The sequence below is a fragment of the Streptomyces sp. NPDC005899 genome (assembly GCF_040629645.1).
Classification (GTDB): domain Bacteria; phylum Actinomycetota; class Actinomycetes; order Streptomycetales; family Streptomycetaceae; genus Streptomyces.
On sequence record NZ_JBEXWB010000144.1, the window covers coordinates 1 to 15004 of the forward strand.

General features: G+C 71.4%; 18 protein-coding genes. 5 read left to right on the top strand and 13 right to left on the bottom strand.

All coding sequences use genetic code 11. From position 1 onward, the window contains the following. The first annotated feature begins 236 nt into the window (after window positions 1-236). Window positions 237-1118, top strand: a complete 882-nt coding sequence (gene dapA, locus ABZ371_RS17600; protein WP_358680005.1) for a 4-hydroxy-tetrahydrodipicolinate synthase — start codon at window positions 237-239, stop codon at window positions 1116-1118. Here dapA and dapD read toward each other — a convergent pair. From dapD to ABZ371_RS17615, 3 genes are read right to left on the bottom strand one after another with little or no spacing between them, the layout of a single operon-like run. After that, the gene (gene dapD, locus ABZ371_RS17605; protein WP_358680008.1) at window positions 1115-2113 is read right to left on the bottom strand and encodes a 2,3,4,5-tetrahydropyridine-2,6-dicarboxylate N-succinyltransferase; all 999 of its coding nucleotides are present in this window, start codon (window positions 2111-2113) and stop codon (window positions 1115-1117) included. The genes dapA and dapD overlap by 4 nt on opposite strands. A 9-nt stretch (window positions 2114-2122) precedes the next feature. Next, window positions 2123-2761, bottom strand: coding sequence for a TetR family transcriptional regulator (locus tag ABZ371_RS17610; RefSeq protein WP_358680011.1), 639 nt, complete (start codon window positions 2759-2761; stop codon window positions 2123-2125). After that, the gene (locus tag ABZ371_RS17615; protein WP_358680014.1) at window positions 2761-3099 is read right to left on the bottom strand and encodes a multidrug efflux SMR transporter; all 339 of its coding nucleotides are present in this window, start codon (window positions 3097-3099) and stop codon (window positions 2761-2763) included. Before ABZ371_RS17615 ends, ABZ371_RS17610 begins: the two co-directional genes overlap by 1 nt. Before the next feature lie 137 nt (window positions 3100-3236). Between ABZ371_RS17615 and ABZ371_RS17620 the strand changes: the two genes are divergently transcribed. Continuing rightward, on the top strand, window positions 3237-4421 hold the full coding sequence (locus ABZ371_RS17620; RefSeq protein ID WP_358680016.1) for a hypothetical protein: 1185 nt from the start codon (window positions 3237-3239) through the stop codon (window positions 4419-4421). 27 nt (window positions 4422-4448) lie between these two features. Here the strand turns inward: ABZ371_RS17620 and ABZ371_RS17625 are convergent, their stop codons facing one another. The 9 genes from ABZ371_RS17625 to ABZ371_RS17665 are packed head-to-tail and all read right to left on the bottom strand — an operon-like array spanning window position 4449 to window position 11436. Further along, entirely contained in the window at window positions 4449-4814 is a 366-nt protein-coding gene (locus tag ABZ371_RS17625; protein WP_358680019.1) for a VOC family protein, read from the bottom strand. Between the two features lie 46 nt (window positions 4815-4860). Beyond that, the gene (locus ABZ371_RS17630) at window positions 4861-5199 is read right to left on the bottom strand and encodes a metal-sulfur cluster assembly factor (protein WP_030974666.1); all 339 of its coding nucleotides are present in this window, start codon (window positions 5197-5199) and stop codon (window positions 4861-4863) included. Further along, window positions 5196-5651 carry a Fe-S cluster assembly sulfur transfer protein SufU gene (sufU, locus tag ABZ371_RS17635; RefSeq protein ID WP_358680022.1) on the bottom strand — a complete coding sequence of 152 codons (456 nt, stop codon included), beginning with the start codon at window positions 5649-5651 and terminating at the stop codon, window positions 5196-5198. The genes ABZ371_RS17630 and sufU overlap by 4 nt, the downstream gene beginning before the upstream one ends. An 18-nt stretch (window positions 5652-5669) precedes the next feature. After that, entirely contained in the window at window positions 5670-6938 is a 1269-nt protein-coding gene (locus tag ABZ371_RS17640; protein ID WP_358680025.1) for a cysteine desulfurase, read from the bottom strand. After that, entirely contained in the window at window positions 6935-7699 is a 765-nt protein-coding gene (gene sufC, locus ABZ371_RS17645; protein ID WP_358680027.1) for a Fe-S cluster assembly ATPase SufC, read from the bottom strand. Before sufC ends, ABZ371_RS17640 begins: the two co-directional genes overlap by 4 nt. Before the next feature lie 7 nt (window positions 7700-7706). Next, window positions 7707-8024 (bottom strand): bifunctional 3-phenylpropionate/cinnamic acid dioxygenase ferredoxin subunit, encoded by a 318-nt coding sequence (locus ABZ371_RS17650; protein ID WP_239222943.1) that lies wholly within the window; start codon window positions 8022-8024, stop codon window positions 7707-7709. Beyond that, window positions 8024-9205: a Fe-S cluster assembly protein SufD gene (sufD, locus tag ABZ371_RS17655; protein ID WP_358680029.1), complete on the bottom strand. Its 1182-nt coding sequence runs from the start codon at window positions 9203-9205 to the stop codon at window positions 8024-8026. Before sufD ends, ABZ371_RS17650 begins: the two co-directional genes overlap by 1 nt. 60 nt (window positions 9206-9265) lie before the next feature. Further along, on the bottom strand, window positions 9266-10687 hold the full coding sequence (gene sufB / locus ABZ371_RS17660; RefSeq protein WP_358680031.1) for a Fe-S cluster assembly protein SufB: 1422 nt from the start codon (window positions 10685-10687) through the stop codon (window positions 9266-9268). Then, the gene (locus tag ABZ371_RS17665; protein WP_358680034.1) at window positions 10684-11436 is read right to left on the bottom strand and encodes a metalloregulator ArsR/SmtB family transcription factor; all 753 of its coding nucleotides are present in this window, start codon (window positions 11434-11436) and stop codon (window positions 10684-10686) included. Before ABZ371_RS17665 ends, sufB begins: the two co-directional genes overlap by 4 nt. A 202-nt stretch (window positions 11437-11638) precedes the next feature. On the opposite strand from ABZ371_RS17665, the gene ABZ371_RS17670 reads away from it, so the two are divergent. The 3 genes from ABZ371_RS17670 to ABZ371_RS17680 all read left to right on the top strand — a co-directional run bounded on the left by ABZ371_RS17670 (window position 11639) and on the right by ABZ371_RS17680 (window position 14396). After that, window positions 11639-12574, top strand: a complete 936-nt coding sequence (locus tag ABZ371_RS17670; protein WP_358680037.1) for an ABC transporter ATP-binding protein — start codon at window positions 11639-11641, stop codon at window positions 12572-12574. Continuing rightward, on the top strand, window positions 12571-13338 hold the full coding sequence (locus ABZ371_RS17675; protein ID WP_358680040.1) for an ABC transporter permease: 768 nt from the start codon (window positions 12571-12573) through the stop codon (window positions 13336-13338). The genes ABZ371_RS17670 and ABZ371_RS17675 overlap by 4 nt, the downstream gene beginning before the upstream one ends. Window positions 13339-13415: 77 nt before the next feature. Continuing rightward, entirely contained in the window at window positions 13416-14396 is a 981-nt protein-coding gene (locus tag ABZ371_RS17680; RefSeq protein WP_358680043.1) for a COX15/CtaA family protein, read from the top strand. A 90-nt stretch (window positions 14397-14486) separates the two neighbouring features. On the opposite strand, the gene ABZ371_RS17685 is transcribed toward ABZ371_RS17680, so the two are convergent. Further along, a complete protein-coding gene (locus ABZ371_RS17685) occupies window positions 14487-14846 on the bottom strand; it encodes a hypothetical protein (protein WP_358680046.1) in 360 nt (119 codons plus the stop codon). Window positions 14847-15004 lie beyond the last annotated feature (158 nt).

A 15004-nucleotide genomic window follows, 5' to 3' on the forward strand; every position in this document is an offset into this window, starting at 1 on the left:
GCGGGGACGAGGAAGCCCGCACAGCCCGAGAGCACCAGCGTGGAGGCCACCAGCGCGGCCGCCGGGATCGTCGTCCTGATGCGCATCGCCGTGTACCCCACCCCTGGAACGGTCCGTCGCTTGCGCGTTCGATCATGCCAGACGGGGCACGGGTGGCGATCGTTCAGCGCCGCTTCGCCGTCACCCCGAGCAGAACTTACTGGACCTGGGGGAACGGGTCCCCCGACACTGCGGACATGACACCGCACAGGCCCTTCGGCCGCACCCTCTGCGCCATGATCACGCCGTTCACCGTGGAGGGGGAACTGGATCGGGAAGCCGCCCGGGCCCACGCGCTCGGCCTGGTGGCGGACGGCTGCGACGGCCTCGTGCTCAGCGGCACCACGGGCGAGTCCCCGACCACGACCGACGAGGAGAAGACCGCCTTGCTGCGGGCGGTCCGGGAGGCGGTGGGGGACGGGATCCCGCTCGTCGCCGGGGTCGGCAGCTCCGACACCCGGCACACCGTCCGGCTGGCGCGGGACGCCGAGGCGGCGGGCGCCGACGGGCTCCTGGTCGTGACGCCGTACTACAGCCGGCCGCCGCAGGCCGCCGTGGAGGCGCACTTCCTCCGGGTCGCCGACGCCACCGGGCTCCCGCTGATGCTGTACGACATCCCGGGCCGCACCGGGACGAGGATCGAACCGGACACGATGGCCCGGCTGGCCGAACACCCGCGCGTCGTGGCGGTCAAGGACTGCTCGTACGACCTGCTCGCGGCGACCAGGCTGATGGCACGGACGCCGCTCGCCTGGTACTCGGGCTGCGAGGAGCTGAACCTCCCGCTCTACGCACTCGGCGCGGCCGGCTACGTCAGCACCGTCGCCAACGTCGTCCCGCGCCGGATGCGGGCCGTCCTGGACGCGTTCGACGCCGGGGACACCACCGGGGCCGCCCGCCTCAACGGGCGCATCGCCGGCCTGGTGGAGGCCATGATGGCCTCGGGCCTCCCCGGCACGGTCACGGCGAAGGCACTGCTCGGGGCCGGCCCGGTCCGCGAACCGCTGCAGCCCGCCGACCGCGGCGCGATCGCCGGGCTGCGCGGAGTGTACGAGGAACTGCTCGCCGCCGAGGACTAGTTGTGGGCGTGCAGGACGTCGTTGAGCCCGCCCCAGACCGCGTTGTTCGGGCGGGCCTCGACGGTGCCGGTGACCGAGTTGCGGCGGAAGAGGATGTTCGAGGCACCGGAGAGCTCCCGGGCCTTGACGACCTGCCCGTCGGGCATCGTGACGCGGGTGCCGGCCGTGACGTAGAGGCCGGCCTCGACGACGCACTCGTCGCCGAGCGCGATGCCGACGCCCGCCTCGGCACCGACCAGGCAGCGCTCGCCGATGGTGATGCGCTCCTTGCCGCCGCCCGAGAGGGTGCCCATGGTGGACGCCCCGCCGCCGATGTCGGAGCCGTCACCGATGACGACGCCCGCGGAGATGCGGCCCTCGACCATGGAGGTGCCGAGCGTGCCGGCGTTGAAGTTGACGAAGCCCTCGTGCATCACGGTCGTACCGGCGGCCAGGTGCGCCCCGAGCCTGACCCGGTCGGCGTCGGCGATGCGGACGCCCTTGGGGGCGACGTAGTCCGTCATCCGGGGGAACTTGTCGACCGAGGTGACCTGGAGGTGCAATCCCTCGGCGCGGGCGTTGAGCCGGACCTTCTCCAGGTCCTCCACGGCCACCGGACCGAGTGACGTCCAGGCGACGTTGGCGAGGTGGCCGAAGATGCCGTCGAGGTTCTGTCCGTGCGGCTGGACGAGGCGGTGGGAGAGCAGGTGCAGCCGCAGGTACGTGTCGTGCGCGTCGAGCGGCTTGTCCTCGAGCGAGGAGATGACCGTGGCCACGGCGACGACCTCCACCCCGCGGCGCGCGTCCACCCCGACGGCCTCGGCCGCACCCGCACCGAGGCGGTTGACCGCCTCCTCGGCGGTCAGGCGCTGCGTGCCGGCCGGGCCGGGGCCGTCGACGAGCTCGGGGGCTGGGAACCAGGTGTCGAGGACGGTGCCGTCACCGGCGATGGTGGCGAGGCCGGCGGCGACGGCGCCGGTGGTGCGGGCGGGGCCCTGGGAAGTCGTGTCGGTCATGAGGAGAACCTAACCGCCCGGACCCCGCTCGGGCGAACCGGTCTCATCGGCCGGGAGCCTCCGCGCGGCGCGCCGCCCCGTGGGCCCGGGCGGCCCCTCGGCGCCCGGGGCCCCCGCCACGATCCGGCCCAGCATCTCCCGGGTCCAGGCCGCGTCGAAGTCGCCGCCGCCGAGCAGCACTCCCAGGCAGATCCCGTCCAGCAGGGCCGCCAGTGCCCGGGCGGTCGCCCGGTCGGTGCGGTCGGCGAGCAGGGCGGCGAGCGCGTCGGCCCACTCGGTGGCGACCGGCCGCAGGGCGGGCCGGCGCAGGGCCGCGAGGTACAGCTCGTACTCCAGCTCCAGCGGCCCGCGCCCCGCCGCGAACCACTCCCCCGCCAGCCGGGTCAGCCCGTCGGCGAGCGGGACCGCGGGATCGAGGAGGTACGGGCTCTCCCGCACCGTCCGGACGAAGGACTCGTTGCACCGGCGCAGGGCGGCGACCAGCAGTTCGTCGAGGGAGGCGAAGTGGTACGTGGTCGAGCCGAGCGGCACGTCGGCCTCGGCGGCCACGGTCCGGTGACTGAGCCCGGCGATCCCCTCGGCCGCCACGACGCGGATGGCCGCGTCGATGATCCGCTCGCGCCGCCCGGGGTCGTGGCGGCGCGCCATCAGTGGGCTCCGCCGAGATTGAGCACCACGACGCCCACGACGATCAGCGCGATGCCGGTCAGCTTCGCCCAGCCCGCGGACTCCCCCATCCACAGCACGCCGATGGCTGCGACGGCCGCGGTGCCCACTCCGGCCCAGATCGCATAGGCGGTGCCCACGGAGAGCGTCTTGAGGGTCCGGGCGAGCAGCGCGAACGCCAGCACGTAACCCACGACCGTGACGAGCGAGGGCCAGAGCCTGGTGAAGCCTTCGCTGTACTTCATGGCCGTCGTGCCGGTCACCTCGGCGGCGATGGCCAGGGCGAGCAGTCCGTATCCCATGCGTACGAGCGTACACATCGCTGTGTACGGCCGTACACGGCGCCGCCCGTCACCGCTCCGGTCCGCCCTGGCCGGGTGCGGCCCGGGCGCGGGACGCTACGGTGTCCCGACCGGTAGGACCGGATGATCGTCGGACAACAACAGACGGAGCGGCAGTGGCGCAGGACGCAGGGTGGGGCGGCGGCGCGTACGGTGGCGCGCCGTACGGCGGAGCTCCGTACGGCGGGCCCCCGGGAGCACCCGGTTGGGGTGGCTGGACGCCGCCGCCGAAGCCGGGGGTGATACCGCTCGCGCCCCTGAAGCTCGGGGACGTCCTCAACGGCGCGTTCTCGACGATGGGCAGGTACTGGAAGCCGTTGTTCGGCATGGCGGGTGTCCTGTACGGCGGGGCGCTCGTGCTCATGGCGGCGGCGGTCGCCATCGCCTACTCCGCGGTCGACGGCCCGCTGGAACGGGTGGTCTCCCTCGACTACGACGAGGAGGCCGCCTCGGCCGACGTCGTGTCGCTGGTGACGGCTCTCTGCGTCCTCGCGCTGCTGGCCGTCGTCACGATGGCCGTCGTCTCGGGCCTCATGTACGCGGCCGTCCCGGCGGTCCTGCAGGAAGCGGTGCTGGGCAGGCCCGTCGCCTTCGGGGCGGTGTGGTCCAGGGCCTGGAGCCGCGTCGCACCCGTGATCGGCGCCCTGGTCCTCACGGCCCTGATCGCCGTCGTGCCGGTGGCCCTCGTGGCGGTCGCGGTCCTCGGGGTGTCCGTCAGCGTCATCACGGCCGACGGCGGGGGCGGCGCGGCCACCGCCGTGGCCCTCGGGTTCCTCGGCGTCCTGGTGACCGGCCCGGTGGCCGTCTGGCTCTGGATAAAGTTCTGCCTGGCGCCGGCGGCCGTGGTCTTCGAGGGGCAGGGCCCCCTGGCCGCGCTTCGCCGCTCCGCCCAGCTGGTGCGCGGCGACTGGTGGCGGATCTTCGGCATCACGCTGCTGGCCGGCACCATGGCGGCCGCCGCCGGCTACGTCATCCAGATGCCGTTCTCGGTCCTCGGCGTGTTCCCCGGCTTCATCGGCACCTCGTCGCTGGGCGACGACCCGAGCGCCACGGCGCTCGTCGTCGCGATGAGCGGCTACCTCGTCGCGACGATGCTGGGGCAGCTGGCGAGCCAGATCATCTCCACCACGTTCCCGCAGCTGGTGGCCGGCCTGCTCTACGTCGACCGGCGCATCCGGACGGAGGACCTCGGCCCGGTCCTGGCCGAGGCGGCGGGCGTCCCGCCGCAACCCTTCCCGTACGGCTACGGCGCCGGCGCACAACCGGGCGGCTCCCCGTACGGGGCCGCGCCGCAGGGGTAGTCCGGCCCTGCGGGCCGGCCCACGGGCTCAGTCCACCAGCGACGTCTTCGGCCGCAGCACGCAGAACTCGTTGCCCTCCGGGTCGGCGAGCACCACCCAGGTGACGTCCTCCCCCTGCCCCACGTCCACCCGCCGGGCCCCGAGCCCGAGGATCCGCTCGACCTCGGCGGCCTGGTCGTCGGGGGCCAGGTCGAGGTGCAGCCGGTTCTTGCCCGCCTTGCCCTCGGGCACGGGGAGGAAGCACATGCCGGGCAGCGCGGTCTCGTCGGCGCCGATGACGATCTCGTCGTCGGCCTCGAAGAGGATCCGCCAGTCCAGCACCCCGCACCAGAAACGGGCCAGCGACGGCAGGTCGTGGGTGTCGACGGCGATGTGGTACATGCGAACGGCCATGCCCCGAGTCTGCCTCGGGAGCATGGCCGTACGCCGTAGACGCGACTCAGACGTTGAAGCCCAGCGCGCGGAGCTGCTCGCGGCCGTCGTCCGTGATCTTGTCCGGGCCCCACGGCGGCATCCAGACCCAGTTGATCCGGAGCTCGCTGACGATGCCGTCGGTCGCGGACTTCGCCTGGTCCTCGATGACGTCGGTCAGCGGGCACGCCGCGGACGTCAGGGTCATGTCGAGGGTGGCGATGTTGGCGTCGTCGATGTGGATGCCGTAGATCAGGCCCAGATTGACGACGTCGATACCCAGCTCGGGGTCGACGACGTCGTACAGCGCCTCGCGGACCTCCTCCTCGGAGGCCGGCTTGGTGGTGAGAGTCTCGTTGTCGCTCATGCCGTCTTCCCTTCGGACAGCGCCTGCGCCGTCGCGTCCTTCCACGCCATCCAACTCAGCAGCGCGCACTTGACCCGGGCCGGGTACTTGGAGACACCGGCGAACGCGACGGCGTCCTCCAGCACCTCCTCCATCGCGTCGTCCGGCTCCAGCTGACCCTTGGACTGCATCAGCTCCAGGAACGTCTCCTGGATCTTCCGCGCGTCGTCCAGCTCCTTGCCCACCAGCAGCTCGTTGAGCACGGAGGCGCTGGCCTGGCTGATGGAACAGCCCTGGCCCTCGTAACTGACGTCGGCGATCGTCTCGCCGTCATACCTCACGCGGAGCGTGATCTCGTCGCCGCACGTCGGGTTGACGTGGTGCACCTCGGCGTCGCCGTCCCGCAGGCCACGCCCGTGGGGGTGCTTGTAGTGGTCCAGGATCACTTCCTGGTACATCGAGTCAAGCTTCACCAGTCAACCCTCTGCCGTCTAACCGAAAAAGTTGCGCACGTGTTCGAGCCCGTCCACCAGGGCGTCGACCTCGGCGGGCGTGGAGTACAGGTAGAACGACGCTCGCGTCGTCGCAGGAATTCCGTACCGCAGGCAGACCGGCCGCGCGCAGTGGTGCCCGACCCGGACGGCGATGCCCAGCTCGTCCAGGACCTGGCCGACGTCGTGCGGGTGGATGTCGCCGAGCGTGAAGGAGATCGTCGCACCGCGGTCCTCGGCCGTCGCCGGACCGATGATCCGCAGGTCGGGGACCTCCAGGAGCCGCTTGATCGCGTACGCGGTGATCGCCTGCTCGTGGCGGTGGATGTTCTCCATACCGATGGCCGAGAGGTAGTCCACGGCCGCGCCCAGGCCGACGGCCTGCGCGATCGGGGGCGTACCGGCCTCGAACTTGTGCGGCGCCGGGGCGTAGGTCGAGGAGTGCATCGACACGGTCTCGATCATCTCGCCGCCACCGAGGAACGGCGGCAGGTCCTCGAGGAGCTCCTGCCGGCCCCACAGCACGCCGATGCCCGTCGGGCCGACCATCTTGTGGCCGGTGAAGGCCACGAAGTCGGCCTGCAGCGCCTGCACGTCGAGCACCATGTGCGGGGCGGCCTGCGAGGCGTCGATGCAGACCAGGGCGCCGACCTGCTGGGCACGGCGGATGATCTTCTCGACCGGGTTGTGGGTGCCCATGATGTTGGAGACCAGCGTGAAGGAGACGATCTTCGTCTTCTCCGTGATGATCTCGTCGATGTTCGACAGGTCGAGGCGGCCGTCGTCCGTGATGCCGAACCACTTCAGCTTCGCGCCCGTGCGCTGCGAGAGCAGCTGCCACGGCACGATGTTGGAGTGGTGCTCCATCTCGGTGGTGACGATCTCGGTGTCACTGTCGACCCGGTAGGGCTCGTCCGCCCAGCCGAGCATGTTCGCCACGAGGTTGAGCGACTCCGAGGCGTTCTTGGTGAAGATCACCTCGTTGCGGCTGGGTGCGTTGATGAAGGCCGCGACCTTGTCACGGGCGCCTTCGTACAGCGCGGTGGCCTCCTCCGCGATCGTGTACACACCGCGGTGGACGTTGGCGTTGTGCCGCTCGTAGTACTCGTTGAGCGCGTCGAGGACCTGGCGCGGCTTCTGCGAGGTCGCCGCGCTGTCCAGGTAAACGATCTTCTTGCCGTCGTGGACCGTGCGGTCCAGGATCGGGAAGTCCTTGCGGATCGCCTCGGTGTCGAGGAGGCCGGAGAGCCCCGGTCGGGCGTCAGTCACGCGGAAGCGCCACCCTTCACGTATGCCTCGTAGCCCTCGTTCTCCAGCTTGTCGGCCAGCTCGGCACCACCGGACTCGGCGATGCGGCCGTTGGCGAAGACGTGCACGAAGTCGGGCTTGATGTAGCGGAGGATCCGCGTGTAGTGCGTGATCAGCAGGGTGCCGACCTCGCCGCTCTCGCGGACCCGGTTGACGCCCTCGGAGACGACGCGCAGGGCGTCGACGTCCAGACCGGAGTCGGTCTCGTCGAGGACGGCGATCTTCGGCTTGAGGAGCTCCAGCTGGAGGATCTCGTGGCGCTTCTTCTCACCGCCGGAGAAGCCCTCGTTGACGTTGCGCTCGGCGAAGGACGGGTCCATCTGGAGGCCGGCCATCGTCTCCTTGACCTCCTTCACCCACGTCCGCAGCTTGGGGGCCTCGCCGCGGACGGCGGTGGCGGAGGTGCGCAGGAAGTTGGAGACCGAGACGCCGGGGATCTCGACGGGGTACTGCATGGCGAGGAACAGGCCGGCGCGGGCCCGCTCGTCGACGGACATCTCCAGGACGTCCTCGCCGTCCAGGGTCACCGTGCCACTCGTGATCGTGTACTTGGGGTGACCCGCCAGCGAGTAGGCGAGGGTGGACTTGCCGGACCCGTTGGGGCCCATGATGGCGTGGGTCTCGCCCTGCTTCACGGTCAGGTCGACGCCCTTGAGGATCTCCTTCGTGGCGTTGTCGGCCTCGACGGAGACGTGCAGGTCGCGGATTTCAAGCGTTGCCATGGGTGACTCAGGACTCCTGGGTGACGGAGACGAGCACATCGTCCCCTTCGATCTTTACGGGGTATACGGGGACGGGGCGCGTCGCGGGAAGGCCGGACGGCTTGCCGGTGCGCAGGTCGAAGCTCGAGCCGTGCAGCCAGCACTCGATCATGCAGTCCTCCACCTCGCCCTCCGACAGCGAGACGTTCGCGTGCGAGCAGATGTCGTTGATCGCGAACACCTCGCCCTCGGTGCGGACGACGGAGACGGGCGTGCCGTCGAGCTCCACCCGCTTCGGGGTGTCGTCCTCCAGCTCGCTCAGCGCACAGGCGCGGACGAAGGCCATCAGACCGACGCCTTCAGCTCGGCCTCGATCTTGTCGAGGAGACGGGCCTCGACGTCGGGCAGGCCGATCTGCTGGACCAGTTCGGCGAAGAAGCCGCGCACGACGAGCCTGCGGGCCTCCTCCTCCGGGATACCGCGGGACTGCAGGTAGAACAGCTGCTCGTCGTCGAAGCGGCCGGTCGCCGAGGCGTGTCCGGCCCCGACGATCTCGCCGGTCTCGATCTCCAGGTTGGGCACGGAGTCGACCCGGGCACCGTCGGTCAGAACCAGGTTGCGGTTCATCTCGTAGGTGTCGGTGCCCTCGGCCGCGGCCTGGATGAGGACGTCGCCGATCCAGACGGCGTGTGCGCCGTCGCCCTGGAGCGCGCCCTTGTAGGCCACGTTGGACTTGCAGTGCGGGGTGTTGTGGTCGACCAGGAGGCGGTGCTCCTGGTGCTGGCCCTTGTCGGTGAAGTACAGGCCGAAGAGCTCGGCCTCACCGCCGGGGCCCGCGTACGCGATCCGCGGGTGGAGGCGGACCAGGTCGCCGCCGAAGGTGACGACGACGGACCTGAAGGAGGCGTCCCGGCCGACCAGCGCGTTGTGCTGGCCGACGTGGACGGCGTCCTCGTCCCAGTCCTGGACGGAGACGACGGTCAGCTTGGCGCCGTCCCCCAGGATGTAGTCGACGTTGGCGGCGAGCACCGCGTCACCGGTGTGGTCGATGACCACGACGGCCTCGGCGAAGGCACCCAGCTCGATCACCTGGTGGCCGTAGGCGACGCCGCCCTGGCCGTGCACGGCGATCCGGACCGGCTCGGTGAGCACGGCCTCCTTGGCGACCGTGACGACCGAGGCCTGCCGGAAGGAGGAGTACGCCTGGGCGGCGACCCGGTCCACCGGCGCGCCGGCCCTGCCGAGGCGCGCGTCGTCGCGGCCCACGGTCTCGACCGTGACGCCCGCGGGCGCCTCGACGACGACCTTGACACCGTCACCGGTGGCGACGGCGGTGCCGTCGTGCAGTCCGCGCAGCCGCTCCAGCGGCGTGAACCGCCACTCCTCCTCGCGGCCGTGCGGGACCGGGAAGTCCGCGACGTCGAAGGACGGGGGCGCGCTCATGCGCGTGGCGACGGTGGACTCGGCGGCCACCGCGATGGAACCGGCGGTCGTCGAACCGGCCGGGATGTTCTGAGCCTCAGCCATGGCTGTCGTGGTGCTCGCTTTCTCAGTCAAGAACTCTTCGGGACGCGGTCGGCGGGCGTACTAGCCGACCGATCCCTCCATCTGCAGCTCGATCAGCCGGTTGAGCTCCAGGGCGTACTCCATGGGCAGTTCCTTGGCGATCGGCTCGACGAAGCCGCGCACGATCATCGCCATGGCCTCGAACTCGGTGAGTCCGCGGCTCATGAGGTAGAAGAGCTGGTCCTCGGAGACCTTGGAGACGGTCGCCTCGTGGCCCATCGACACGTCGTCCTCGCGGACGTCGACGTACGGGTACGTGTCCGAGCGGGAGATGGTGTCGACCAGCAGCGCGTCGCACAGCACGTTGGACTTCGAGCCCGGCGCGCCCTCGCCGATCTCGATCAGACCGCGGTAGGAGGTGCGGCCGCCGCCTCGCGCCACCGACTTGGAGACGATGTTGGACGAGGTGTTCGGGGCCATGTGAACCATCTTGGCGCCCGCGTCCTGGTGCTGGCCCTCACCCGCGAAGGCGATGGACAGCGTCTCGCCCTTGGCGTGCTCGCCCATCAGGTAGACGGCCGGGTACTTCATGGTGACCTTGGAGCCGATGTTGCCGTCGACCCACTCCATGGTCGCGCCCTCGTACGCCACGGCGCGCTTGGTGACGAGGTTGTAGACGTTGTTCGACCAGTTCTGGATGGTCGTGTAGCGGCAGCGGCCGCCCTTCTTCACGATGATCTCGACGACCGCGGAGTGCAGCGAGTCCGAGGAGTAGATCGGCGCGGTACAGCCCTCGACGTAGTGGACGTAGGCGTCCTCGTCGACGATGATCAGCGTCCGCTCGAACTGGCCCATGTTCTCCGTGTTGATACGGAAGTAGGCCTGGAGCGGGATCTCGACGTGCACGCCCTTCGGCACGTAGATGAACGAGCCGCCGGACCACACCGCGGAGTTCAGCGAGGCGAACTTGTTGTCACCGACGGGGATGACGGTGCCGAAGTACTCCTTGAAGAGCTCCGGGTGCTCCTTCAGCGCCGTGTCGGTGTCCATGAAGATGACACCCTGCGCCTCGAGCTCCTCGTTGATCTGGTGGTAGACCACCTCGGACTCGTACTGCGCGGCGACACCGGCGACCAGGCGCTGCTTCTCCGCCTCCGGGATGCCGAGCTTGTCGTAGGTGTTCTTGATCTCCTCGGGCAGGTCCTCCCAGGACTCCGCCTGCTTCTCCGTGGACCGCACGAAGTACTTGATGTTGTCGAAGTCGATGCCCGACAGGTCGGAGCCCCAGTTCGGCATGGGCTTCTTGCCGAACAGCTTCAGGCCCTTGAGGCGGAGCTTGAGCATCCACTCGGGCTCGTTCTTCTTCTCCGAGATGTCGCGGACGACAGCTTCGGAGAGGCCGCGCTTCGCCGCCGCGCCTGCCGCGTCGGAGTCGGCCCAGCCGAATTCGTACGTACCCAGACCCTCGAGCTCAGGGTGGGCAGTCTCCGTGGGGAGCGTCATGCGGGGTTCCTCCCGGCCGTGCTTGCAGATGATGCTGATGGGGTGGTCTGTGAAGTCTGTGGTGCCGCGGGGCCGCTGCGCGGGACGAACGTCGTGCACACGCCGTCGCCGTGGGCGAGGGTGGCGAGACGCTGCACGTGCGTCCCGAGCAGGCTGGAGAAGAACTCCGTCTCCGCCTCGCACAGCTGCGGGAACTGCTCGGCGACGTGGGCGACCGGGCAGTGGTGCTGGCACAGCTGCTCGCCCTGCTGGGGGGCCGGCGCGCTGCGCGCCGTCGCAGCGTACCCGTCGGCGGACAGGGCCCTGGCGAGCGCCTCGGTGCGCGCCTGCGGGTCCGCCGCCTCGACCGCCGCGCGGTAGGCCTCCGACTGGGCGGCCATCCGGGCGCGGGCGAAGGCGACGACCGCCTCGTCCCCCGCCGTCTCGGCGATCCAGCGCAGCGCGTCGGCGGCGAGCTTGTCGTAGGACTGGTCGAAGGCGTCCCGGCCGCAGTCGGTCAGGGCGAACACCTTGGCCGGCCGGCCGCGGGTCCGCGTGCCGTACACCCGCTGCTCACGGGCCTCGACGACACCGTCGGAGACGAGGGCGTCGAGATGGCGGCGTACGGCCGCCTGGGTGAGACCGACGCGCTCGGCGAGGTCGGCCGCCGTGGACGGGCCGTGGTCCAGGATGGAGCGCGCGACCCGGTTGCGCGTGGAGCGCTCACCGGTCGCGAGTTCCTCCTGGGGAGCCTCGCCCGTGTATTTCACAACGCCATTGTTGCGTAATTCCGCCGAGGCTGACAACCCGCCCCCTCACCGGGCGCGGTGCGCTTCATCACTTAGGCAGACCTAAGTTGACCTGCGGAAACGATGATCACCGCACGACGCCGCAGGTCGGGCCGCCCGGGGCCGGCGCCCCGGGGAACCCGCCGCGCGGCGGCCCGCACCGCCCCGCCTAGACTTGCCCGCCATGAGCAGCGAGTCCGGCCGGCAGGTCGTACAGGTGACCGGCCTGGTCAAGCGGTACGGCCGCAAGACCGCGGTGGACGGCCTCGACCTGGAGGTCACGGCGGGCGCGGTCACCGCGGTCCTCGGACCCAACGGCGCCGGCAAGACCACCACCGTCGAGACGTGCGAGGGCTACCGCCGCCCGGACGAGGGCACGGTCCGGGTCCTCGGCCTCGACCCGGTCGCCGACGCCGCCGAGCTGCGCCCGCGCATCGGCGTCATGCTCCAGTCCGGCGGCGTGTACTCCGGCGCCCGCGCCGACGAGATGCTGCGCCACATGGCGAAGCTGCACGCCCACCCCCTCGACGTCGACGCCCTGATCGAACGCCTGGGCCTCGGCGGCTGCGGCCGGACGACCTACCGCAGGCTCTCCGGTGGCCAGCAGCAGCGCCTGGCCCTCGCCACGGCCGTCGTCGGCCGCCCCGAGCTGGTCTTCCTGGACGAGCCGACCGCGGGCCTCGACCCGCAGGCCCGCCGCTCCACCTGGGACCTCGTACGGGAACTCCGCTCGGACGGCGTGTCGATCGTCCTGACCACCCACTTCATGGACGAGGCCGAGGAGCTCGCCGACGACGTCGCCGTCATCGACGCGGGCCGCGTCATCGCCCAGGGCAGCCCCGAGCAGCTGCGGCGCGGCGGCGCCGAGAACACCCTGCGCTTCACCGGCCGCCCCGGCCTGGACCTCGGCTCGCTGCTCACGGCGCTGCCCGACGGCAGCGAGGCGGCCGAGCTCACGACGGGCACCTACCGCATCACCGGCCGGATCGACCCGGAGCTGCTGGCCACCGTGACCTCCTGGTGCGCGCAGCACGGCGTGATGCCGGACGGCATCGCGGTGGAGCGGCACACCCTCGAGGACGTCTTCCTCGAACTGACCGGCAAGGAGCTGCGCGCATGAGCGCCGGTACGTACACCCCGCGCCCCGGCGCCGCCCCACTGCCCCGCATGATCGCCGCGCAGGCCGCGCTGGAGACCCGGATGCTGCTGCGCAACGGCGAGCAGCTGCTGCTGACGGTGGTCATCCCGACGCTGCTGCTGGTCCTGTTCAGCGCGGTCGACATCGTCGACACGGGCACCGGCGAGCCGGTCGACTTCCTGGCGCCGGGCGTCCTCGCCCTCGCGGTGATGTCCACGGCCTTCACCGGACAGGCCATCGCGACGGGCTTCGAGCGGCGCTACGGGGTCCTCAAGCGGCTGGCGGCCTCGCCGCTGCCGCGCTGGGGCCTGATGGCGGCGAAGACCGCCTCGGTGCTGGTCACCGAGGTGCTCCAGGTCGCCCTGCTCACGGTGATCGCCTTCGCGCTCGGCTGGTCGCCCGAGGGCGGACCGGTCGCCGTGCTGCTGCTCCTCCTGCTCGGCACCGTGGCCTTCTCCGGCCTGGGGCTGCTGATGGCGGGGACGCTGAAGGCCGAGGCGACGCTGGCGGCGGCCAACCTGGTCTTCCTGCTGCTCCTGGTGGGCGGCGGGGTGATCGTGCCGCTCGACAGGTTCCCGGACGCCGCCCGGTCCGTCCTGGAGCTGTTGCCGATCTCGGCGCTGTCCGGCGGGCTCAGGGACGTCCTCCAGCACGGTTCCGCCATGCCGTGGGGCGACCTCGGGATCCTGGCGGTGTGGGCCGTGCTCGGGCTGGGCGCGGCGGCGAGGTTCTTCCGCTGGGAGTGAGCGGGGGCCAGGGCCGATGTCCCGGTCATCCGGGAATGGGCACCCCTCGTGAAAACATGCACAAGCCGTTGCCTACGATGGTGCGCGTGGAAACCCCCATCTCCTACATCGCCAAGCGCTGGACACCGTCGGTGCGGACCGCCAAGCGTGCCGCCCTGGCCGCGGTGGTGATGAGCGTCTTCATCATCGTCACCGGCGGCGCGGTCCGGCTGACCGGTTCCGGCCTGGGCTGCGACACCTGGCCCAAGTGCACCGACGACAGCCTCTTCGCCACGCCGGAGCAGGGTCTGCACGGCGCCATCGAGTTCGGCAACCGGATGCTCACCTACGTCCTGTCGGCCGCGGTCGGCTGGGCGATCGTCGCGGCGCGCTCCGTCAAGCCCCGCCGGCGCGGTCTCACCCGGCTGGCGTGGTCGCAGTTCTGGCTGGTGATGGGGAACGCCGTGATCGGCGGCATCACGGTCTGGGCCGGCCTCAACCCGTGGTCGGTGGCCGGGCACTTCCTGCTCGCCAACTGCCTGCTCACGGTGGCCGTCCTGACCTGGGTCCGGATCGGCGAGGGCGACGGCACCCCGCGCCCGCGCGCCCCACGCCCCGTGCGGCGGCTCTCCTGGGCCCTCGTGGCCACCACGGCCGTCCTGATCGTGCTGGGCACCACCGTCACCGGCTCGGGCAAGCACGCCGGTGACAGCAGCGACGTACCGCGGATGCCCTGGGACTGGAGCGCCGCCGCGCACGTGCACGCCGTCGCCGCCTGGGCCGTCTGCGTCCTGGCCCTCGCCCTGTGGTTCGCCCTGCGCGTCGTCGACGCCCCCACCGACACCCGGGCGCGCGCCCGTGACCTGCTGATCGTCCTGGTGGCGCAGGGCGGCATCGGTTACGTGCAGTACTTCAACGACGTACCCGAGATCCTCGTCGGCCTTCACATGCTGGGCTCGGCCCTGCTGTGGATCGCCGTCCTGCGGGTGCTGCTGTCGCTGCGGGAGCGCCCGGCGGCGCAGGCGGCCGTCCCCGCCCCGCCGGCCGCGCCGCTGCCGGAACACGCGCCCGCGGGCTGAGCGCCGCCCCCGGGACCCCGTCACGCACGAGGGCCTCCGCCGTACCCGCCTGCCGGGTACGGCGGAGGCCCTCCGCGTCGTCGGGAGCGGTCAGTGGCCGCCCACCTGGATGCCGGCCATGCGCGACCACTCGTACGGGCCGGTGCGGACCTTCGCCGCGAACTCCCCGTCGAACGCCTCGTGCAGGGTGAGACCCGCCTTCCCCGCGGCGCTCTCCGCCACGGCGTGGGAGGGGGCGACCAGGTCGCCCCAGGCGCCGTCCTCGCCGACGAGCACGATGCGGGTGCCCATCTGGCCGAGGTGGGCGAGGTGTCCCTCCACGCCGCCGTGCGCCTTGCCGAAGGCGCCGATCTCCCTGGCGAGCTTGGCGGCCTTGCGCTCCGCGCGGGCCGCCCGCCTGCCGTCGTCCTGCTGGTTCGCGGACTCTGCCGTCTTCGCCGTCTCTGCCATGGACAGGATGCTACCGACGGGTAGAGCACAGGGCGACGGGCGGGGGGGGGGGGGGTGGTGTGCGCGCCCCCGCCCGGCCGGCGGACCCTGTTGTGCGGGGGGAGCACTCAGGGGGGGGGGCACCAGCACGACGGCATCGAGCGCCGCGTGGGGGAGTT

Coding starts and splice junctions, on each gene's coding strand:
- dapA (WP_358680005.1), top strand. CDS start 237: ATGACACCGCACAGGCCCTTCGGCCGCACCCTCTGCGCCATGATCACG.
- ABZ371_RS17625 (WP_358680019.1), bottom strand. CDS start 4,814: ATGGCCGTTCGCATGTACCACATCGCCGTCGACACCCACGACCTGCCG.
- ABZ371_RS17630 (WP_030974666.1), bottom strand. CDS start 5,199: ATGAGCGACAACGAGACTCTCACCACCAAGCCGGCCTCCGAGGAGGAG.
- ABZ371_RS17650 (WP_239222943.1), bottom strand. CDS start 8,024: ATGGCCTTCGTCCGCGCCTGTGCGCTGAGCGAGCTGGAGGACGACACC.
- sufB (WP_358680031.1), bottom strand. CDS start 10,687: ATGACGCTCCCCACGGAGACTGCCCACCCTGAGCTCGAGGGTCTGGGT.
- ABZ371_RS17610 (WP_358680011.1), bottom strand. CDS start 2,761: ATGGCGCGCCGCCACGACCCCGGGCGGCGCGAGCGGATCATCGACGCG.
- sufD (WP_358680029.1), bottom strand. CDS start 9,205: ATGGCTGAGGCTCAGAACATCCCGGCCGGTTCGACGACCGCCGGTTCC.
- sufC (WP_358680027.1), bottom strand. CDS start 7,699: ATGGCAACGCTTGAAATCCGCGACCTGCACGTCTCCGTCGAGGCCGAC.
- ABZ371_RS17685 (WP_358680046.1), bottom strand. CDS start 14,846: ATGGCAGAGACGGCGAAGACGGCAGAGTCCGCGAACCAGCAGGACGAC.
- ABZ371_RS17675 (WP_358680040.1), top strand. CDS start 12,571: ATGAGCGCCGGTACGTACACCCCGCGCCCCGGCGCCGCCCCACTGCCC.
- ABZ371_RS17680 (WP_358680043.1), top strand. CDS start 13,416: ATGGTGCGCGTGGAAACCCCCATCTCCTACATCGCCAAGCGCTGGACA.
- ABZ371_RS17670 (WP_358680037.1), top strand. CDS start 11,639: ATGAGCAGCGAGTCCGGCCGGCAGGTCGTACAGGTGACCGGCCTGGTC.
- ABZ371_RS17615 (WP_358680014.1), bottom strand. CDS start 3,099: ATGTGTACGCTCGTACGCATGGGATACGGACTGCTCGCCCTGGCCATC.
- dapD (WP_358680008.1), bottom strand. CDS start 2,113: ATGACCGACACGACTTCCCAGGGCCCCGCCCGCACCACCGGCGCCGTC.